18 protein-coding genes are annotated in these 18,692 nt (G+C 69.7%); 8 read left to right on the forward strand and 10 right to left on the reverse strand.

Going from position 1 to position 18,692, the window contains the following annotated elements:
* Window positions 1–112 precede the first annotated feature (112 nt).
* Both AC1RAA_RS26635 and AC1RAA_RS26640 read right to left on the reverse strand, forming a co-directional pair.
* Window positions 113–1,117 carry a tripartite tricarboxylate transporter substrate binding protein gene (locus tag AC1RAA_RS26635; protein ID WP_492731443.1) on the reverse strand — a complete coding sequence of 335 codons (1,005 nt, stop codon included), beginning with the start codon at window positions 1,115–1,117 and terminating at the stop codon, window positions 113–115.
* The gene (locus tag AC1RAA_RS26640; RefSeq protein WP_492731445.1) at window positions 1,114–2,814 is read right to left on the reverse strand and encodes an FAD-dependent oxidoreductase; all 1,701 of its coding nucleotides are present in this window, start codon (window positions 2,812–2,814) and stop codon (window positions 1,114–1,116) included. Before AC1RAA_RS26640 ends, AC1RAA_RS26635 begins: the two co-directional genes overlap by 4 nt.
* 74 nt (window positions 2,815–2,888) lie before the next feature.
* Between AC1RAA_RS26640 and AC1RAA_RS26645 the strand changes: the two genes are divergently transcribed.
* The 3 genes from AC1RAA_RS26645 to AC1RAA_RS26655 are packed head-to-tail and all read left to right on the forward strand — an operon-like array spanning window position 2,889 to window position 6,788.
* The gene (locus AC1RAA_RS26645; RefSeq protein WP_492731447.1) at window positions 2,889–3,815 is read left to right on the forward strand and encodes a LysR family transcriptional regulator; all 927 of its coding nucleotides are present in this window, start codon (window positions 2,889–2,891) and stop codon (window positions 3,813–3,815) included.
* 23 nt (window positions 3,816–3,838) lie between these two features.
* Window positions 3,839–5,230, forward strand: a complete 1,392-nt coding sequence (gene radA, locus AC1RAA_RS26650; protein WP_070063503.1) for a DNA repair protein RadA — start codon at window positions 3,839–3,841, stop codon at window positions 5,228–5,230.
* A gap of 40 nt (window positions 5,231–5,270) precedes the next feature.
* On the forward strand, window positions 5,271–6,788 hold the full coding sequence (locus AC1RAA_RS26655) for a BCCT family transporter (RefSeq protein ID WP_354345277.1): 1,518 nt from the start codon (window positions 5,271–5,273) through the stop codon (window positions 6,786–6,788).
* 99 nt (window positions 6,789–6,887) lie between these two features.
* Here the strand turns inward: AC1RAA_RS26655 and AC1RAA_RS26660 are convergent, their stop codons facing one another.
* Window positions 6,888–7,343: a hypothetical protein gene (locus AC1RAA_RS26660; protein WP_489060264.1), complete on the reverse strand. Its 456-nt coding sequence runs from the start codon at window positions 7,341–7,343 to the stop codon at window positions 6,888–6,890.
* 172 nt (window positions 7,344–7,515) lie between these two features.
* Here AC1RAA_RS26660 and AC1RAA_RS26665 point away from each other — a divergent pair, with 172 nt between their 5' ends.
* Window positions 7,516–7,905 carry a VOC family protein gene (locus AC1RAA_RS26665; protein WP_492731449.1) on the forward strand — a complete coding sequence of 130 codons (390 nt, stop codon included), beginning with the start codon at window positions 7,516–7,518 and terminating at the stop codon, window positions 7,903–7,905.
* A complete protein-coding gene (locus AC1RAA_RS26670; RefSeq protein WP_492731451.1) occupies window positions 7,893–8,321 on the forward strand; it encodes a glycerate kinase in 429 nt (142 codons plus the stop codon). Before AC1RAA_RS26665 ends, AC1RAA_RS26670 begins: the two co-directional genes overlap by 13 nt.
* A gap of 33 nt (window positions 8,322–8,354) precedes the next feature.
* On the opposite strand, the gene AC1RAA_RS26675 is transcribed toward AC1RAA_RS26670, so the two are convergent.
* Window positions 8,355–9,347 carry a recombination-associated protein RdgC gene (locus tag AC1RAA_RS26675; protein ID WP_492731453.1) on the reverse strand — a complete coding sequence of 331 codons (993 nt, stop codon included), beginning with the start codon at window positions 9,345–9,347 and terminating at the stop codon, window positions 8,355–8,357.
* Window positions 9,348–9,494: 147 nt separating this feature from the next.
* On the opposite strand from AC1RAA_RS26675, the gene AC1RAA_RS26680 reads away from it, so the two are divergent.
* Both AC1RAA_RS26680 and AC1RAA_RS26685 read left to right on the forward strand, forming a co-directional pair.
* Complete coding sequence (locus tag AC1RAA_RS26680) at window positions 9,495–10,448, forward strand: branched-chain amino acid transaminase (RefSeq protein WP_095949799.1); 954 nt, start codon at window positions 9,495–9,497, stop codon at window positions 10,446–10,448.
* A gap of 8 nt (window positions 10,449–10,456) precedes the next feature.
* Window positions 10,457–10,666 (forward strand): zinc-finger domain-containing protein, encoded by a 210-nt coding sequence (locus AC1RAA_RS26685; protein WP_007836801.1) that lies wholly within the window; start codon window positions 10,457–10,459, stop codon window positions 10,664–10,666.
* Window positions 10,667–10,716: 50 nt separating this feature from the next.
* Here AC1RAA_RS26685 and AC1RAA_RS26690 read toward each other — a convergent pair whose 3' ends face one another.
* The 6 genes from AC1RAA_RS26690 to AC1RAA_RS26715 form a co-directional block, all read right to left on the reverse strand.
* Window positions 10,717–11,946 (reverse strand): O-antigen ligase family protein, encoded by a 1,230-nt coding sequence (locus AC1RAA_RS26690; protein ID WP_492731455.1) that lies wholly within the window; start codon window positions 11,944–11,946, stop codon window positions 10,717–10,719.
* A gap of 65 nt (window positions 11,947–12,011) precedes the next feature.
* Window positions 12,012–13,220, reverse strand: coding sequence for an ATP-binding protein (locus AC1RAA_RS26695; RefSeq protein WP_492731457.1), 1,209 nt, complete (start codon window positions 13,218–13,220; stop codon window positions 12,012–12,014).
* A 16-nt stretch (window positions 13,221–13,236) separates the two neighbouring features.
* Window positions 13,237–13,959: a response regulator gene (locus AC1RAA_RS26700; protein ID WP_062476797.1), complete on the reverse strand. Its 723-nt coding sequence runs from the start codon at window positions 13,957–13,959 to the stop codon at window positions 13,237–13,239.
* A 193-nt stretch (window positions 13,960–14,152) separates the two neighbouring features.
* Window positions 14,153–14,968, reverse strand: coding sequence for a beta-ketoacyl synthase chain length factor (locus AC1RAA_RS26705; protein WP_159278869.1), 816 nt, complete (start codon window positions 14,966–14,968; stop codon window positions 14,153–14,155).
* The gene (locus AC1RAA_RS26710) at window positions 14,965–16,167 is read right to left on the reverse strand and encodes a beta-ketoacyl-[acyl-carrier-protein] synthase family protein (protein ID WP_492731459.1); all 1,203 of its coding nucleotides are present in this window, start codon (window positions 16,165–16,167) and stop codon (window positions 14,965–14,967) included. Before AC1RAA_RS26710 ends, AC1RAA_RS26705 begins: the two co-directional genes overlap by 4 nt.
* Before the next feature lie 155 nt (window positions 16,168–16,322).
* The gene (locus AC1RAA_RS26715) at window positions 16,323–17,717 is read right to left on the reverse strand and encodes an AmpG family muropeptide MFS transporter (protein WP_492731461.1); all 1,395 of its coding nucleotides are present in this window, start codon (window positions 17,715–17,717) and stop codon (window positions 16,323–16,325) included.
* 119 nt (window positions 17,718–17,836) lie between these two features.
* On the opposite strand from AC1RAA_RS26715, the gene AC1RAA_RS26720 reads away from it, so the two are divergent.
* Window positions 17,837–18,691 (forward strand): M48 family metallopeptidase, encoded by an 855-nt coding sequence (locus AC1RAA_RS26720; RefSeq protein ID WP_369645052.1) that lies wholly within the window; start codon window positions 17,837–17,839, stop codon window positions 18,689–18,691.
* The last annotated feature ends 1 nt before the right edge of the window (window position 18,692 follow it).

Below are 18,692 nucleotides of genomic sequence, written 5' to 3' on the forward strand. Positions count from 1 at the left end.
GGGCCACTCGGCGTTGCGCTCCTTGCGCGTGCGCATGCACGCGCGGCGTCACGCGCCTTGATTGGCCCGCGCTGGCAGACCTTCGCGACCCCGGAAATAGGGTGAACAGGCCCTAATCGATCGTGGTGCCGGAGGCGCGGATCACCCGCCCCCAGCGTTCGGTTTCGCTGCGGATGTAGGCCGCCAATTGCTCCGGCGCGCCCGCGCCGTGCGCCCCGGGCGAAGCTGGTTCGAAGCCCTCGTTCTCGAGCTTCTGGCGCAGCGCGGGTTGCGCGACGAGGCGGGCGATCTCCTGGCTGCAGCGGTCGATGAAGGCCTTGGGCGTGCCCGCGGGCGCGACCACGCTCTGCCACGCCACCGCCTCGAAATCGGCGGTGCCCGCCACGCCCGACTCGGCCACGGTCGGCACGGCGGGGAAGGTCGGCTGGCGCTTGCGCGAGGTCACGGCCAGCGCGCGCAGCTTGCCGCTGCGCACGTGCTGCAGCGCCGGTGCGATGTCGGTGAACATGAGCTGCAGCTGGCCGCCGAGCAGGTCGGTCAGCGCGAGCGCACTGCCCTTGTAGGGCACATGCACCATGTTCGCCGCGGTCGCGACCTTGAACATCTCCGCGCCCAGGTGTTGCGGGCTGCCGTTGCCGGCGGAGCCGTAGCTCAGCGCGTCGGGCCGCGACTTGGCGAGCGCCACCAGCTCGGCCAGCGTGTTCGCCGGCACCGACGGGTGCACCACCACCATCAGCGGCACCGCGCCGATGAGGCCGACCGGCGCGAAGTCCTTCGCGGGGTCGTACGAGAGCTTCTTGTAGAGCCAGGGGTTGATGGCGAGCGTGGTGCTGGTCGCGACCAGCAGCGTCGAGCCGTCGGGCGCGGCGCGCGCCACCTGCGAGGCGCCGATGGCGGTGCCGGCGCCCGGCCGGTTGTCGACGATCACGGTGCGGCCCAGCGCGGAGCCCAGCTGCTGCGCGATGAGCCGGCCGAGCATGTCGGTCGTGCCGCCGGGCGCATAGGGCACGACGAGGGTGATGGGCTTGTCGCCTTGTGCCCGCACGAGGGCGGGACCTGCGGCGCAGGCGGCGGCGGACAGCGCGCCCAGGTGGCGCAAGGCATGGCGACGGTTCATTGGCTTGTCTCTCTTTCTTTTTCGGATGTCGGTGCGGCCACTGCAGTGGCGCCGCGCAGCAGGTCGATCAGCGCGAGCGCGTCGGCCGGTACGGCATGCCCGCGCCAGGCCACGTGCTGGTCGGGGCGCGAGATGACCAGCGGCCGGTCGTACACCGCGGTGGCAGCCGAGGCGCGGATGTCGAGCGTGCGCAGCGGCAGGCCGCGCGCCGCGGCGGCGGCTTCGAGCGGCGCGACATCGATCGCGGGATCGAAGCGCAGCAGCGTGTAGCCCTCGCCGGGCATCGCCATCGCGTCGTACAGCGAGCGGCCGTCGTCCAGCCACAGGTGCGGCGTGCGGCAGCCCGGCACCGTCGAGGGCGTGAACTCGTACATCGTGTAGGCGGGCGCGGCCTCGCCGTCGTAGGCGATGAGCGGCGAGCCCTCGTAGAAGTAGCCGAAGTTGAGGCCACCGCAGCAGTACTGCTGCACGTTCAGGTCGTACAGCGCCTGGCCGCGTGCGGCGCGCAGCGCGTCGCCCTCGGGCCCGGGCGCCTCGATGTTCTCGGGCACGCCTTCGCGCTGGCGCTGGAGCGCGAGCGCGTGGTTCATCGCGAACCGCGACACCTGCTCGGTGATCGGCTGGCGCTCGGCCTCGTGCGCCGCGAGCGCGCCCTCGGCCAGCCAGCCGTGCAGCCGGCCCGCGAGCAGCCACGAGAGGTTCATCGCATCGGCGATGCCGGCGTTCATGCCGTAGCCCGCCATCGGAATCCACAGGTGCGCCGCGTCGCCGCAGATGAACACGCGGCGGTCGCGGAAGCGGTCGGCCACGAGCCGGCGGCCGACCCAGTCTTCGTTGGAGATCACCTCGTAGTCGAAGTCCTCGCCCACGCCCAGGATCTGGCGGATCGCCCAGTCGCGGTCGATCGAGTCGAAGTCGGTTTCCTCGGGCAGCAGGTAGTTGTGCAGCAGCCAGGTCTCGCGCCCGTCGATGGCGTACACGTTGCCGCAGCGGCGCGGGTTCAGCGCGAAGGTGGCCCAGGCCGGCGGGTGCTTCAGCAGGCCCAGCAGCGCAGGCGCACGGAAGTACGTCGACTGCACGCGGCCCACCACGTCGGTGCCGTGCAGGCTGGCGCCGATCTTCTTGCGCACCGTCGAGCGGCTGCCGTCGCAACCGACGAGGTACTGGCAGCGGATGCGCACCGTGCGGCCGTCGTCCAGGTCCACGCCCGTGGCCCACACGCCTTCGTCGTCCTGCTCGAAGTCGTCGATGCGCGTGCGGTTGCGGATGCGCAGGCCGGGTGTGCCCTCGGCATGCGCGAACAGCACCGGTTCGAGAAAGATCTGGTTGATGCGGTGCGGCGGCTCCGCCGTGGGCCACCAGGTGTCGGGGCCGCCGGTGGCGGTGTAGCGCTCGCGGCGCGCGGGGATCGGAATGCGCGACAGCTCCATGCCCGTCACGGCCGTGCGGTAGGCCACGTCGTTCGGGTAGTCCGCCGGCAGGCCCGCGTCGCGCAGCGCCTGCGCCACGCCCAGGCGGCGGAACACCTCCATCGAACGCGCCGCCACGTGGTTGCACTTCACGTTGGGTGGTTCGCCGCGATGGCGGATCTCGGTCATCAGCACGTCGATGCCGCGTTGCGCCAGGTCGATGGCCAGCGTCAGCCCCACGGGGCCGGCGCCGACGATCAGCACCTGGGCTTGCAGTTGCTCGGTCATGGGTTGCTTGTCTCCTGATTCTTGCGAGGCGCCATTACAGTGCCGAACCGGCTCGCGGAAAAAGTGAAACTTTCATGGCCATTCATAAAAAACCGTTATCAATGCGCGGCGTGCCTTCTGCGCGGCAGCTGCGCGCGTTCGCGGCCGTGTACCACAGCGGCCAGCTGTCGAGCGCGGCGGCTTCGCTGTCGCTGACCCAGCCGGCCGTCAGCGTGCTGCTGCGCGAGCTCGAAGCGCGGCTCGGCGTGCGCCTGTTCGACCGCACCACGCGTTCGTTGCAACGCACCGAAGCCGCGAACGAGGCCATCGCCTATGCCGAGCGCGTGCTGGCCGAACTCGATGCGCTGGGCACCGGCATGGCCGAGCTGGCGGCGGGCCGGCGCGGGCGCGTGCGCATCGCGGCCACGTCCACCATCGCGCAGACGCTGATGCCCAAGGCCCTGCGCCGCTACCTCGACCTGCATCCCGAGGTGAAGGTCGCCATCGAAGACTGCGCGCCCGGGCAGTTCGTGGAGAAGGTGCTCGGCGAGCAGGTCGACTTCGGCGTGGGCACGCTGCAGGCGCGCACGCCGGGGCTGGACCAGCGCGTGTTCGTGCACGACCACCTCGCGGTGATTGCCGACCGCGACCTGCGCCTGCCCGGCACCGACCGCATCACCTGGCGGCAGCTCGCGGGCCATCCGCTGATCACGGTCAAGCCGGGGTACGGCGTGCGCAGCAGCATCGACATCGCCGCCGCAACTGCCGGCGTGCGGCTGGACATCGCCTACGAGGTGACGCTCCTGACCACGGCGCTCGCGATGGCGGCCAGCGGGCTCGGCCCGGCGCTGCTGCCGGCGTCGATCCTCGCGCATGCCGACCACACGCGGCTGGTCGCGCGGCGGCTCATGCGCCCGACGGTGGCACGCAACATCGCGGTCGTGACGCGGCAGGGCCGATCGCTCTCGCCGGCCGCGGCGGCGTTCGCGGACCTGCTGGTGCGCGAATTCGCCATCGCCTGAACCGCGCCCCCTAAACTCGCTGCATGGCCAAGGACAAAACAACTTTCGTCTGCAGCGAATGCGGCGGCACCAGCCCCAAGTGGCTCGGCAAATGCCCGAGCTGCGGTGCATGGAACACACTCATCGAACAGGTCGCCGGCGCGGCCAACGGACCGGCCAACAACCGCTTCGGCACGCAGTTCGCGTCGCTCGCGGGCGCGTCCGAACTCGCCACGCTCTCGGAAATCGAAGCCACCGATGTCGCACGCACGCCCACCGGGCTCGACGAGCTCGACCGCGTGCTCGGCGGCGGCATCGTGTCGGGCGGCGTCACGCTGATCGGCGGCGACCCGGGCATCGGCAAGTCGACACTGCTGCTGCAGGCGGTCGACGCGCTGCAGCGCGCGGGGCAGAACGCGCTGTACGTCACCGGCGAGGAAAGCGGCTCGCAGGTGGCGCTGCGCTCCAAGCGGCTCGGGCTCGACCACTCGCAGGTGCAGGTGCTGGCCGAGATCCAGCTCGAAAAGATCATCGCCACGCTCGACGCCACGCGCCCGGCCATCGCGGTGATCGACTCGATCCAGACGGTGTACTCCGACCAGCTCACCTCCGCCCCCGGCTCGGTGGCGCAGGTGCGCGAATGCGCGGCGCACCTCACGCGCTTTGCCAAGACCAGCGGCACGGCCGTGGTGCTGGTGGGCCACGTCACGAAAGAGGGCGCGTTGGCCGGCCCGCGCGTGCTCGAGCACATGGTCGACACGGTGCTGTACTTCGAAGGCGACACGCACTCGAGCTTTCGCCTCGTGCGCGCCATCAAGAACCGCTTCGGCGCGGTGAACGAGATCGGCGTGTTCGCCATGACCGAGCGCGGCCTGAAGGGCGTGACCAACCCGAGCGCGATCTTCCTGAGCCAGCACGCCGAGCCGGTGCCCGGCAGCGTGGTGCTGGTCACGCTCGAAGGCACGCGGCCAATGCTGGTGGAAATCCAGGCGCTGGTCGACAACGGCGGGCCGAGCCCGCGCCGCCTGTCGGTGGGCCTGGACCGCGACCGCCTCGCGATGCTGCTGGCCGTGCTGCATCGCCACGCCGGCGTGGCCTGCATGGACCAGGACGTGTTCGTCAATGCGGTGGGCGGCGTGCGCATCAGCGAGCCCGCGGCCGACCTGGCCGTGATGCTGGCCATCACCTCCAGCCTGCGCGGCAAGCCGCTGCCCAAGGGCTTCATCGCCTTCGGCGAAGTCGGCCTGGCCGGCGAGGTGCGGCCTGCGCCGCGCGGCCAGGAGCGCCTGCGCGAAGCCGCCAAGCTGGGCTTCAGCGTGGCCGTGGTGCCGAAGGCGAACGCGCCGCGCAAGGGCACGAAGGAGATCGAGGGCCTGACCATCCATCCGGTCGACCGTATCGAAGAAGCGATGGACGTGGTACGACGGCTCGACTGACGCGCACCCGCACGACAACACCCCCACCAGGAGACCCCCCATGCAACTCATCGTCTCCGCCGGGCTGATCGCCGTGGTCGTGCTGTGGGGGCTGGTGTCTCCCGCGTCGCTCGACCGCGTGTTCAGCACCGCGCTCGCCGACATCACGCGCAACTTCGGCTGGTTCTACCTGTGGGTGGTGCTCGGGCTGGTGGTGCTGGCCTTCTTCCTGGCGTTCAGCCGCTTCGGTGACCTGAAGCTGGGCGACGAGGACGACGAGCCCGAGTTCTCCATCGGCGCCTGGTTCGCGATGCTGTTCGCGGCCGGCATGGGCATCGGCCTGGTGTTCTGGGGCGTGGCCGAGCCGATCTCGCACTACGCGAATCCGCCGCCCGGCGTGATCCCCGGCACGCCCGATGCGGCCGGCGTGGCCATGCGCTACGCCTTCTTCCATTGGGGGCTGCACCCCTGGGCGATCTACGGCATCGTCGGCCTGTCGATCGCCTTCTTCAGCTTCCGCCGCAAGGCGCTGCCGCTGGTCAGCTCGGCCACCGAGGCGCTGCCGTGGCGCTTCGTGCAGCGGCTGTCGCCGGCCTTCAACGTGCTGGCCGTGGTGGCCACGGCCTTCGGCGTGGCGGCCTCGCTGGGCATGGGCGCCACGCAGATCAACAGCGGGCTGCATGCGGCCTTCGGCACGGACATCGGCCGCTGGACGCAGGCGGTGATCATCGTGGTGACGACGGTGCTGTTCATCACCTCGGCGGTCACGGGCGTCGAGCGCGGCGTGAAATGGCTGTCGATGGGCAACCTGGTGCTGGCCGCGCTGCTGGCGCTCACGGTGCTGGTGGTGGGGCCGACCATTGCCATCGTCGAGACCTTCACCAACACGCTGGGCTCGTACCTCGCCGAGTTCGTGCGCATGAGCCTGCGCATGAACCCGTTCCGCAACAGCTCGTGGGTGGCCGACTGGACGCTCTTCTACTGGGCCTGGTGGCTCGCGTGGTCGCCGTTCGTGGGCCTGTTCATTGCGCGCGTGTCGCGCGGGCGCACGATCCGCCAGTTCATCCTGGGCACGGTGATCGCGCCCACGCTGGTGGGCTTCGCGTGGTTCTCGGTGTTCGGCGGCGCCGCGCTCAACTTCGAGATCTTCCAGGGCGTGCCGCTGGTCGAGTCGGTGAAGGCCGACGTGTCGACCACCATGTTCGTGATGTTCAAGGCGATGCCCATGGGCGGGTTGCTGTCGATCGTGGCGACGCTGCTGGTGTTCGTGTTCTTCGTGACCTCGGGCGATTCCGCGACGCTGGTGCTGGGCATCATGAGCACGAAGGGCAACCCGAATCCGCCGGCCCGCGTGAAGATCACCTGGGGCGTGCTGGTGGCGGCGATTGCGCTGAGCCTGCTGTTCGCGGGCGGCATCAAGGCCATACAAACGGCGACCATCGTGTTCGCGCTGCCGTTTGCGTTCGTGATCCTGCTGATGGCGCTGTCGGTCACGCTGGCCATCCGCGACGACTGGAACGCCGAGCAGAAGCGTGAGCGCGAGCTGCGACGCAAGATGCGGCAGCTCGTGAACTGGTGAACTGGCAAGCCGAAGAAAAAAATGCCCGGCGCGTGGTGGACGCGCCGGGCAGACCCTCCCTACCTTCCCTGGCCTCCCTGGCCTTCTCTGATTCGTTGCTTAGCTTCCGATGTGCATCGTGAACGCCGGCCCGTTGTTGAGCACGCACTGGCCGCTGCCCAAGGTGGCGGAGTTCATCGTGTACTGGCAACTCAGGTTGCCGCCGCGACTGCCGGTGGCGTTCGCCACGCCGGTGGTGCGCGAGCCGGCCACGCGGGTCGCCTCTCCCTGAAACTGTTCGGCACCAATCTGCGCATTGAAGTGGCCACGGCCGTTCATGTCGTTGGTCACCGTGCCCCCGACGGCGCCGTAGCGCGCGGCTTCAGCATTCGACGGATAGAGCCGCGCGCTGAAGGTCTGTGACACAGGCCCCGGTGCGACGGCATAGCTTTGCTGCGACGGCGCGATGGGAGCGGGTTGCCCGAGCGGCACCACGTAGCAGCCGCTGAGGACGGTGCCCGCGAGTGCGGCGGCAAGGGTGAGTCGAACGATGCTGACGGAGCGCTGGATGTTCATGCGTTTCTCGGTGGCCCGGGCAGATGCCCGTGCGGCGAAATGTGCCCGCACCCATCGCCGCACCCTGCGCATTTCGCCGCGAGTACCGCTTTCTGCGCCCGGCGGTAGCCACGGTCGCTACTGCGGCGCGGTCGGGGCTGCACAATCGCGGCCCGTTTCCCGCTGTCGCCGAATGAAATCCACCGTTCCCCCCATTGCCGCCGTCATGGTCCACGTCACCGATGTGAACGCCGCACTGCGCTGGTACGCCGACGCCTTCCCCGATGCGGTGCCGCTGTCGATCGGCTCGCCGGCCTTCGAGTGCCTGTCGGTCCACGGCGTGCTGCTGGAGCTCGTGCCGGCCGATGCGAAGGTCGGCGCCGGTGCTTGCGGCTCGGTCGTGTACTGGAACGTCGCCGACTTCGATGCGGCGCTGGCCCATCTCGAGGCGTGCGGCGCGCCGCTGTACCGCGGCCCGCTGCGGCTGGAGGGCGACGAGCACATGGCGCAGGTGCGCGACCCCTGGGGCAACTGCATCGGCCTGAGAGGGCCTTCCACCGGGCGGCGACAATGCGGCCCATGAATTTCCAGAAATTGCTGGTGCCCGTGGGGGCCGTCGTGCTCCTCGGCCTGTCGTGGCACCAATACGGATGGGGCGGCGTGGCGTTCGCCGGCGGTGCGATCGTGATGTTCCTGCTGATGCACTTCAACCGCACGATGCAGGTGCTCAAGCGGGCCGCCGACCGGCCCATCGGCACGGTGGCGAGCTCGGTGATGCTGAATGCCAAGCTCAAGCCCGGCGTGACGCTGATGCACGTCATCGCGATGACGCGCGCGCTCGGCGAGCAGCGCTCGCCCGAGAACGAGCAGCCCGAGCTGTACCGCTGGACCGACGCCGGCGGCTCCTACGTCGATACCGTGTTCAACGGCGGCAAGCTGCAGAGCTGGACGCTCACGCGGCCCGAGGCGTCGGCTGACGAGGAAACGCCCGCGGCCTGAAGGCGGCGCGGGCGTTTCGCCTGATTCAGAACCTCAGAACGGCGCGTCTTCTTCTTCGGGCGTGTCGGCCTGCGTTGCAGGCGCAGTGGCCGCAGCCTTCGGCGCTTCATCCGGCGGGGCCGCCGAGAACGCCGCTTCACCACCCAACGCATCGAGCAGCGCCGGCACCAGCTGGCCGAGTTCGCCGGTGGCAATGGCCACGTCGGCGTCGAAGTTGTCTTCCTTCTTGCCACCCGCCGCGCCGTCGCCCGTGCCTTCGAGGAAGGTGATCTTGCGGATCAGCAGGCCGTGCGTGAGCTCGAAGGACACGCGGTCGTCCCAGGTGAGCGCCAGGCGCGTCGGGCGCTTGCCGTCGGTGATGTGCTGCTTCACCTCGTCGATGTCCAGCGCGTGCTTGGCGTAGCGCACCACGGCCTTCGAGTCGTCGGAGGCCTTGAGCTCGCACTCGCGGTCGATGCTGAAGCCGGCCGGCGGCTCCTGCGTCAGCAGCCAGTTGGCCATGGCGGCGGCCGGCTCGATCTGCGTGTTGATCAGCGCCACGGCAAAGCCGTCGAGCGACTTCACGAGGCTGGTGACCACTTCGTCGGCGCGGGCGGCGTTGCCGCAGTTGATCACGAGGCGGTTCTCGGCCTTGTCGATCCACACCGTGACGCGCGCGCTGCGCGTGAAGGCCATGGGCAGCAGCTCCAGGGTGATATCTTCCTTGAGCTCCTTCTTTTCCTTCTTGCCGGGCTTGCGGCCGGTGGTGGTCTCGATGTGGGCGCAGCGCTCGTCGAGCTTGCGGCGCACCACGGAGCCGGGGACCTGCTTGCTTTCGATCATGTACTCGACCAGCCACTGGCCGTCGATGGACTCCACCAGCGGGCCGTTGGCCTCGCCGCGTGGCTCGACCCAGCCGGCGGACTTTTCCTGCGAGGGGCCGCAAGGCACGAAGCGTTGCTTGGCCAGCCCTTCTTCTGCCTCGGTCAGTGATTGGGACCAGGCAGGTTCGATGCGATAGACGATGACGTTCTTGAATACGGACACGGGAACCCTTTTTCCACTGGTTGGCACAACCGGCCATTGTCGGGCACCCCGAAGTGCAGAGCTTGCGGGCACCGCCTTAAAATCGAAAGCTTTTGCGACTTTCCCCGCGGGTCGCACCCCCCCCACCGCTCCCAAAGGAATCAGGAAATGAGCTCGATCCCCCCCTCGCTGGACGACCGTGACGGCAAGATCTGGATGGACGGCGAACTCGTGGACTGGCGCGACGCCAAGATCCACGTGCTGAGCCACACGCTGCACTACGGCTGCGGCGCCTTCGAGGGCGTGCGCGCCTACAAGACGGCCGACGGCGCCACCGCCATCTTCCGCCTGGCCGAGCACACCGAGCGCCTGTTCAACAGCGCCAAGATCCTGCGCATGAAGATCCCGTTCTCGCAGGAACAGCTGAACGAAGCCCAGAAGCAGGTCGTGCGCGAGAACAAGCTCGAAAGCTGCTACCTGCGCCCCCTGATCTGGATCGGCTCCGAGAAGCTGGGCGTGAGCCCCAAGGGCAACAAGATCCACGCCATGGTCGCGGCCTGGTCGTGGGGCGCCTACCTCGGCGAAGAAGGCATGCGCCGCGGCATTCGCGTGAAGACCTCCAGCTACACCCGCCACCACGTCAACATCACGATGACGCAGGCCAAGACGGTGAGCAACTACACCAACTCGATCCTCGCCAACATGGAAGCGCTGGACGATGGCTACGACGAAGCGCTGCTGCTCGACGCGAGCGGCTTCGTGTCCGAAGGCGCGGGCGAGAATGTGTTCGTGGTCAAGGGCGGCGTGGTCTACACGCCCGACCTGTCGGCCGGCGCCCTGAACGGCATCACGCGCAACACCATCCTGCACATCTGCAAGGACCTGGGGATCGAACTCGTGCAAAAGCGCATCACGCGCGACGAGGTGTACGTGGCCGACGAGGCCTTCTTCACCGGCACGGCCGCCGAAGTGACGCCCATCCGCGAACTCGACCGCATCGAGATCGGCAACCGGGGCGACGGCGGCGCGCGCGGCCCGGTCACCGAGAAGATCCAGTCGGCCTTCTTCGACATCGTGAACGGCAAGAACCCCAAGTACGCCCACTGGCTCACGAAGGTCTGAGGAACAACATGTCCACCAATGCAGTCGTCGAACTCCTCGCGAAGGAGCTCAACCACCAGGGCGGCGTGTTCTGCCCCAGCCCCAAGGCCGACATGAAGCTCTGGAACAGCCACCCGAAGGTCTACCTCGACGTGGCGCGCACCGGCGAAGCCAAGTGCCCGTACTGCGGCACGGTGTACCGCCTGAAGGCGGGCGAGACCGTGTCCAGCCGCCACTGAGCGGCCAGGCGGAAAGAAAAAAACCGGCCCTCGCGGCCGGTTTTTTCGTTTCAGCTTGGCCGGGCCCGCGGCCACAGGCCGCGCCACGGATCGGGGTCCTGCGATTCCTGCGCCAGCCGCAGGTAGACCATCGCGATCCACAGCACGGCCAGCCCGATCTGCGCGTCGCGCATCGCCGAGTTCACGCTCGACGCGATGAGTGCGATGAGCGTGGCGGCCAGCGCGTAGCGCCCGGCAATGTCGGGCCGGCGCCAGGCCTGCCAGACGGCGACGAGCATGATCGCCAGCAGGCTCAGGATGCCCGGGATGCCGCTTTGCGCGCCCACCCAGAGGAAGTCGTTGTGCGGCATGTTGGAGTCGGCGAACAGCGCCGGGCCGCGCTTGTGCCATTGGTCGGTCCAGCCGCCGATGCCCCAGCCCGCGACGGGCTGGTCGGCGATCATGGCACCGGTGTCGCGGTACATGTAGTAGCGGATGATCCAGCTGCCGTGGAACACGGCGCCGGTCTGCGCCTTCTCGAGCTCCTCGATGCCGGTCTCGACCTTCTGCTGCAGCTGCGGCAGCTGGTACAGGCTTGCGCCGATCACCACCGCGCCCAGGATCAGCGCGGCCGACAGCGCCTTCAGGTGGTTCTTCCACTGGTGCAGGCAGACCACCGGAATCACCAGCAGCAGCGCGAGCACCGAGGTGCGCGACGTGAGCGGCAGCGCGACCACGGCGCCCAGCCCGAGCACGAGCGCGAAGGCCGCCAGTGCGCGCAGGGGCCGGTGCCCCGTGATCTGCGACAGCCCGTAGACCGCGGCGCTGGCCGCGACGATGCTGAACAGCAGCGCGTTGCTGATCGACTTGTTGCCCACCTCCATCACCACGCCGCGCAGCGCGCCCGGCACCGGAAGGCCCAGGGTGTAGTGCAGCACGATGAGCGCGATGTTGAGCGCCGCGATCAAGAGGAAGCCGCGCAGCGCCCACAGCGCCTCCTCGCGCGTGAGCGCCATCGCCATCAGGAAGGTGAAGGCGATGCGCAGCCCGTGGAACAGGTTGGAGGGGGTCTCGGGGTAGTGCGGCCGCACGGCCAGCACGATGAAGGTCCACGCCACGTAGGCGACCACCGGCCACCACAGCGGGTTGGCGCGCAGCCTTGCATAGCGCTCGCGCAGGCCGCCGCCCACCAGCAGGGCAAGCAGCAGCACGATGGCCGACAGGTAGGTGACGCCGACCGGCATGAACACCACCAGCCCCCAGAACATGGCCGCGGGCCGAACGATGTGCGATCTCTGCATAGGGCCGGGATTTTAGGTGCGGCCCCTCGGCCGAACCTGACTTGTCCCTGTGCGCCCGAAGGCGCTCAGTGCGGTACGGCGGCAGGGCCCTTGGCCGGCAGGCAGATCACGAAGCTCGCGCCGCCACCCGGCCGGTCTTCGCAGCGCACCGAGCCGCCGTGGCGCTCGGCGATCGACTTCACCAGCGCCAGCCCCAGGCCGACGCCGCCGTTGCGCTCGCTGGCGCCCGGCAGGCGGTAGAAGGGCTCGAAGATGCGTTCGCGCAGCGTCGCCGGCACGCCCGGCCCGCGGTCGTTGACGCGCACCGTGGCGTAGCCGCCGGCGCTGCCGAGTTCGACGCTGATCTCGCCGGCGCCGTAGCGGCGGGCGTTCTCAAGCAGGTTGCGGATCGCGCGGCGCAGCAGGCGCGACACGCCCGGCACGGTGAGCGTGGCGTTGTCGGTGCCTTCGGCCAGGTCGAGTTCGGCGTTCACCTGCGCGCACTCTTCGGCGGCCAGACCGGTCAGGTCGACGGCTTCGATGGTGCCCATGTCGGCCTCGCTGGCGTCGAGCCGGCTGGCCAAGAGGATCTCGTCGATGAGCTGGTCGAGCTCGCCGATGTTGCGCGAGATTTCCTCGCGCGCCGCCGGGCTGGGCTGGTCACCCATGAGCTCCAGGCCCATGCGGATGCGGGTGAGCGGCGAGCGCAGCTCGTGCGAGGCGTTCGCCAGCAGCGACTTGTGGGAACGCACGAGCTGCTCGATGCGTTCGGCGGAGGCATTGAATCGCTTGGAGAGATCGGCCACTTCGTCTTGTCCTTCCTCGATCACGCGCGCCGAGAGGTCGCCCTCGCCCCAGCGCTGCACGCCGCGCTGCAGGGTCTCGAGCCGCTGGGTGATGCGCCGCACGATCGGGTAGACGCCCAGCGCCACCGCCACGCCCACGAGCGCAATCATCCAGCCCAGCCCGAACGGGGTGCGCCAGGGCGCGAAGCCGCCGGTGCCGGTGGGGCGCTCGCGCGGCGCCACGCGCAGCGTCATGTCGCGGCCGTCGCTCAGCTGCACGTCGAACTCCAGGCCCTGGCCGGGCACGCGCATGGCCTTGCCGGTGCCGATGGTGCGGTCCTGGCTGTCGAGCACGACCACCTCGCGCGGCACCGGCGCCAGGCGTTCGCGCTCGGCCTCGGCGGCCACGCGCACGATCCAGTTGGCCATCAGCGTGAGGATGACCACGCCGCCGACCACCGCGAGCCAGATGCGGACGTAGAGGTGGCGGCGGTAGAGGCTGCGCAGCATCGCGGGGCGGTCCTGATCAGTCCTGTTGCTTGGCGAAGACGTAGCCCACGCCGCGCACCGTCAGGATGCGCTTCGGGTTCTTCGCGTCGACCTCGATGGCGGCGCGGATGCGGCCCATGTGCACGTCGATCGAGCGGTCGAAGGCCTCGAGCTCGCGGCCGCGCACGGCTTCCATGATCTGGTCGCGCGTGAGCACGCGGCCCGCGCGCTCGGCCATCGCGACCAGCAGGTCGAACTGGTAGGAGGTGAGGTCGGCCAGCGCGCCGGCCACCGACACGGTGCGCGCGTTGCGGTCGATCTCCAGCGTGCCGAAGCGCATCACCGTGGAGGCTTCGGCCTCGGTGGCGTTCTCGCTGCGCCGGCGCAGCACGGCGCGGATGCGCGCCAGCAGCTCGCGGGGCTCGAAGGGCTTGGGCAGGTAGTCGTCGGCGCCGATCTCCAGGCCGATGATGCGGTCCATCGGGTCGCCCTTGGCCGTGAGCATCAGCACCGACACCTTGGCCAGCGGGCCGGGCAGGGCGCGGATGCGGCGGCAGACCTCGAGGCCGTCGGTGTCGGGCAGCATCAGGTCGAGGATCACCAGGTCGGGCGCGTGCTGCTGCAGCTGCTCCAGGCCGGTGGCGCCGTCGCCGGCGTGGTTGAAGGCGAAACCCGACTGCGTCAGGTACTCGCCCACCATCTGCGCCAGGCGGGCGTCGTCTTCGATCATCAGGAGTTGGGGGGTGCTCATGCGCTTCATGGTCGTTCACCGGGAGCAAGCGGGCTTGAACGCTCCGTAAAGTTGGGTAAACGCAGCATCGCCCTGTCAACCTGGATCGCTGCGAAAAACATAGCGCCTCGCCCAGGTTGCGTGGGCGCCATGCGGCAATGATGACGTACCGGGGCGCGGTTGCGTGTGTCAACACGCACCGCCGCCCCCGGGCGCAGGCCGGTCAGCCCGCGGCCTGCAGGCGCAGCCGCAGGGCCAGCGCGGCCGACAGTGGCAGGTCGATGGGCGCGTCGGCGCTGCCCGGGGCCTGGGCCAGCGCCTCGAACAGGGGCAGGGCGTCGGCCATCGGGTTGATGTCCTTCAGCGTGGCGGCGGCGGCCGAGCGCGGCGCGGTCGCCGCACCGTCGCCGACCAGCGACCAGTCGAGGCTGGCCACCGTGCGGGCCGTGCGCTCGGGCGCGATCACCAGCGCCACGGCCAGCAGGCCGCGGCTGTCGGTCACGGAGGCCAGCGCGCCGACCGTGGGGGCGTCGTAGCCCACCAGCAGCACTGGCGTCTGGTCGGCCGCGCACTGCACGGCCGCTTCGAGCAGGCCGGCGGCAAAGCTGTGGCCATAGGCCGAGACGGCGTTGCTGGCCGCCATGCAGCCGGTGCCGATGGTCCAGTAGCCGACGGCCGCGTTGTGCACCGAGTTGTGGAACTTGGTGGGCGACAGCATCTTCGGGTCGCCCGCGAGCGTGCTGCACATGTAGTCGTTGATCGACAGGTCGCCGTGCGCCGAGGTGAACACGCAGGGCACGTCGGCCGCGGGGCGGTCGGCGCCCGCGATGGCCGCGGCGGCCACTTCGAGCGCCAGCGCCACGGTGTCGGGCGCGCGGCGGCGCTCGGCCGGGGCCAGCACCTGCGGCGAGGGCCGCTTGGCGGGCGGATCGGCCAGCGCGCCTTCGCCGCGGAAGGCCGCGCGCGCGGCGTCCCAGCCGGGCAGCGTGGGGGTCCAGAAGGCGGGGCCTTCGATGTAGAGCGTCGGAGGCGTGTTCATGCGGTCACCGCCTTGCCGAAGACCAGCGCGCAGTTGTTGCCGCCAAAGCCGAAGGAGTTGGACAGCGCGTAGCGCACCTCGCCCTTTGCAGGTTCGAGCTTGATCTGGGGGCCGAAGCCTTCGTCCAGCGTGCGGGTGTTGACCGTGCCCGGCATCAGGCCGCGCTCGATCGCCAGCAGGCAGACGACGGCCTCGACGATGCCCGCGGCGCCCAGCGTGTGGCCCATGAAGCCTTTGGTCGAGCTGGCGTGCGTGCGCGCCGGGAAGCGGCGCGCCACCAGCGCGCCCTCGACCTCGTCGTTCTTCTGGCTCGCCGTGCCGTGCATGTTGATGTAGTCGATGGCGTCGGCGGCCAGGCCCGCGCGCGCCAGTGCGTCGTCGAGTGCGCGCTCGGCGCCCAGGCCCTCGGGGTGCGGCGTCGACATGTGGTGCGCGTCGCTGGCTTCGCCGTAGCCCAGCAGTTGCGTGGCGTTGTCACCGGCCTGCACGCGTTCGACCAGCGCAAAGCCGGCCGCCTCGCCCAGGCTGATGCCCTTGCGGTCGGCGTCGAAGGGGCGGCAGGGCTCGGTGGAGACCAGTTCCAGCGAGTTGAAGCCGAACAGCACGCTGCCGCACAGCGTGTCGGCGCCGCCGACCACGGCCGCGTCGGCCAGGCCCAGGCGGATCAGGCGCTCGGCCGAGGCGAACACCTTGGCGCTGGACGAGCAGGCGGTCGAAATCGTCTCGCTCGGGCCGTCGATGCCCAGCACCTGCTGCACGAACATGGCCAGCGAATGCGGCGTGTGGACGGCCGCGCGGCGCTGGTCCGGCGGAAAGTTGCCGTCGGCGTCGAGCTGCGTGTAGGCCAGCTCGGTCTCGCCGATGCTGGCCGTGGAGGTGCCGAGCACCAGCGCGATGCGCGTGGCGCCGTACTTCTGGCGCGCGGCCGCGACCGCCTCGAGGAAGCCGTCGGCCTGCAGGCCCAGCCAGGCCAGCCGGTTGTTGCGGCAGTCCCAGAACGCGGCCGATTCGGGCAGGCGGACGTCTTCCAGGCCGTCGACGCGACCGATCCAGGTCGGCAGCGGCGCCTCGCCGAAGTCGTTGGCGCGCAGGCCGCTGCGCGAGTGCGCGAGTGCGTCGGCGTGCGCTTCCTTGCCGACGCCGACGGCCGAGGTAGCCGTGTAGGCACTGATTTGAAGGGGAGAAATTCGGGACGGCACGATGGATGTGGGGGCAGGCGACAGGCGAAAGGGCGTCGGCGACAGAAGAAAAAGCGGGAAAGCGCAATTTTCACGCAATGAATGTCGCAGCCTACCAGCGTTGCGTATCAGGTTGCGTCGGCTGTTTCCTATAGATGACAGCTCCGGCGCAGGCCCTATTGACGCTCGCCGTCGCCTGTGCGGGCCGCCATGCGCGAGGCCAGCGCCACCAGCAGCAGCACCGGCACGCCCAGCAGCGCGGTGGCGGTGAAGAAGATGCTGTAGCCGTAGGCGTCGACAAACGCGCCCGAATAACCGGCGATGAACTTCGGCAGCAGCAGCATCAGCGAGCTGAACAGCGCGTACTGCGTGGCCGAGTAGCTGATGTTGGTCAGGCTCGACAGGTAGGCGATGAAGGCCGCCGAGGCGATGCCGCCGGCCAGGTTGTCGGCCGAGACCACGGCGATCAGCGCCGTCAGGTCGTGCCCGCGCGTGGCCAGCCAGGCGAACAGCAGGTTGCTCGCGGCGCTCAGCACGGCGCCCAGCATCAGCACCCGCATCACGCCCAGGCGCATCGACAGCACGCCGCCCACGAAGGCGCCCACCAACGTCATGATCACGCCGTAGATCTTGCTGACCGTGGCCACCTGGTCCTTGGTGAAGCCCATGTCCACGTAGAAGGGGTTGGCCATGATGCCCATCACCACGTCGCTGATGCGGTAGATGGCGATCAGCGCCAGGATCAGCGCCGCCTGCCACTTGTAGCGGCGGATGAAGTCGGCAAAAGGCTCGATCAGCACGCTTCGCAGCCATTCGCCCGCGTTCTTCGCCTTCGGCAGCACGCGCCGCACCGGTTCGGGCGACAGCAGCACCGTCAGCACGCCGACCGCCATCGAGGCCGCCATGACCAGATAGGCCGTTTTCCAGGCGCCGTTCTGGTACGCCGCCGCGCCGGTGACCGCCACGGCGGGCGCCACCTCGGCCCAGGCCGCGACCCACAGCACGCCGGCGCCGGCCCAGATCATCGCCAGTCGGTAGCCCGTTTGATAAGCGGCGGCCAGCGCGGCCTGCTTGCGCGTCTCGGCCGATTCGATGCGGAAGGCGTCCAGCGCGATGTCCTGCGTGGCCGAGCCGAAGGCCACCAGCAGCGCGCACCAGATCAGCGGCTGCAGCCCCAGGCGCGGGTCGTTCATCGCCATGCCGACCAGCCCGACGATCACCATGCCCTGCGCCAGCAGCAGCCAGCCGCGCCGGCGCCCGAGCAGCGTGGTCAGCGGCGGCAGCGGCAGCCGGTCGACCAGCGGCGCCCAGACCCACTTGAAGCCATAGGCCAGCCCGACCCAGCTCAGGTAGCCGATGGTGGTGCGGTCGATGCCCGCCTCGCGCAGCCGGAAACTCAGCGTGCCCAGCACCAGCAGCAGCGGCAGGCCGGCCGAGAAGCCCAGCGCGAGCATGCGCAGGGTGGCGGGTTCGAGGTAGACCTTGAGCGCGTCGCGCCAGGGCAGCGCGGTGCTCGCGGGGGCTTGGGTGGGTTCGGCGGGCGGTGCGGACATGAGTGGGGGATTGTCCATGAGTGCCGCCCGGCCGCCCGAAGGCACTCGCACCGCAGCCGAAGGCGGAGGTTTTCGTGGAGTGCCGGGGACATCGACGCGCCCGCTCGTCTCCATTTGTTCCTATCATCCGGGCACCTATGTGCACACGATGCGAACGCCCCCTTTCCGCCCTCTCCGAAGCCTCGGCCTGGAACCCGCGCCGGGCCTTCCTGCTGGCCGCCGCCGGCGCGGCGCTGAGCGCGCCGGCACTGGCGCAGGTCAATGTCGGCAATGCCTCGGTGGCGCGCAACCTCGTGCCCGCCGACCAGATCGAGGCGGCCGGCGTGCAGCAGTACGGCCAGCTGCTCGAACAGGCGCGCGCCAAGGGCGCACTGGCCGGTGACGGCAACGCGCAGCTGCAGCGCCTGCGCACCATCGCGCAGCGGCTCATTCCCTTCGCCCTGCCGTGGAACACCCGCGCCCGCGAGTGGAAGTGGGAGGTGAACCTGATCGGCAGCAAGCAGATCAACGCCTTCTGCATGCCCGGCGGCAAGATCGCCTTCTTCACCGGCATCCTCGAGCAGCTCAAGCTGAGCGACGACGAGGTCGCGATGGTCATGGGCCATGAAATGGCGCACGCGCTGCGCGAACACGCCCGCGCCCGCATGGCCAAGAGCGTTGGCACCGGCGCGGCGCTGTCCATCGGCGCGCAGCTGCTGGGGCTCGGCCAGGTGGGCGACCTCGCGGCACGCGCCGGCACCCAGCTCATCACCCTGAAGTTCAGCCGCAGCGACGAGACCGACGCCGACCTCGTGGGCCTCGAACTCGCCGCGCGCGCGGGCTACGACCCGCAGGCCTCGGTGTCGCTGTGGAAGAAGATGGCCACCGCCTCCAAGAACCAGGGCGGCCTGAGCTTCCTGTCGACCCACCCGAGCGGGCCGGACCGCATCGCCAAGCTCGAGGCGAACGTGCCGAAGGTCGAGAACCTGTACCGGGCGGCTGCGCGCAAGTAGC

The sequence above is a fragment of the Variovorax sp. GW823-FHT04F07 genome, assembly GCF_058795995.1.

Excerpts from the sequence above, each read along its gene's own strand:
- AC1RAA_RS26680 (WP_095949799.1), top strand. The coding sequence starts at position 9,495 with ATGAGCTCGATCCCCCCCTCGCTGGACGACCGTGACGGCAAGATCTGG.
- AC1RAA_RS26665 (WP_492731449.1), top strand. The coding sequence starts at position 7,516 with ATGAAATCCACCGTTCCCCCCATTGCCGCCGTCATGGTCCACGTCACC.
- AC1RAA_RS26660 (WP_489060264.1), bottom strand. The coding sequence starts at position 7,343 with ATGAACATCCAGCGCTCCGTCAGCATCGTTCGACTCACCCTTGCCGCC.
- AC1RAA_RS26645 (WP_492731447.1), top strand. The coding sequence starts at position 2,889 with ATGGCCATTCATAAAAAACCGTTATCAATGCGCGGCGTGCCTTCTGCG.
- AC1RAA_RS26695 (WP_492731457.1), bottom strand. The coding sequence starts at position 13,220 with ATGCTGCGCAGCCTCTACCGCCGCCACCTCTACGTCCGCATCTGGCTC.
- AC1RAA_RS26715 (WP_492731461.1), bottom strand. The coding sequence starts at position 17,717 with ATGGACAATCCCCCACTCATGTCCGCACCGCCCGCCGAACCCACCCAA.
- AC1RAA_RS26635 (WP_492731443.1), bottom strand. The coding sequence starts at position 1,117 with ATGAACCGTCGCCATGCCTTGCGCCACCTGGGCGCGCTGTCCGCCGCC.
- radA (WP_070063503.1), top strand. The coding sequence starts at position 3,839 with ATGGCCAAGGACAAAACAACTTTCGTCTGCAGCGAATGCGGCGGCACC.
- AC1RAA_RS26685 (WP_007836801.1), top strand. The coding sequence starts at position 10,457 with ATGTCCACCAATGCAGTCGTCGAACTCCTCGCGAAGGAGCTCAACCAC.
- AC1RAA_RS26670 (WP_492731451.1), top strand. The coding sequence starts at position 7,893 with ATGCGGCCCATGAATTTCCAGAAATTGCTGGTGCCCGTGGGGGCCGTC.
- AC1RAA_RS26640 (WP_492731445.1), bottom strand. The coding sequence starts at position 2,814 with ATGACCGAGCAACTGCAAGCCCAGGTGCTGATCGTCGGCGCCGGCCCC.
- AC1RAA_RS26655 (WP_354345277.1), top strand. The coding sequence starts at position 5,271 with ATGCAACTCATCGTCTCCGCCGGGCTGATCGCCGTGGTCGTGCTGTGG.
- AC1RAA_RS26705 (WP_159278869.1), bottom strand. The coding sequence starts at position 14,968 with ATGAACACGCCTCCGACGCTCTACATCGAAGGCCCCGCCTTCTGGACC.
- AC1RAA_RS26690 (WP_492731455.1), bottom strand. The coding sequence starts at position 11,946 with ATGCAGAGATCGCACATCGTTCGGCCCGCGGCCATGTTCTGGGGGCTG.
- AC1RAA_RS26720 (WP_369645052.1), top strand. The coding sequence starts at position 17,837 with ATGTGCACACGATGCGAACGCCCCCTTTCCGCCCTCTCCGAAGCCTCG.
- AC1RAA_RS26700 (WP_062476797.1), bottom strand. The coding sequence starts at position 13,959 with ATGAAGCGCATGAGCACCCCCCAACTCCTGATGATCGAAGACGACGCC.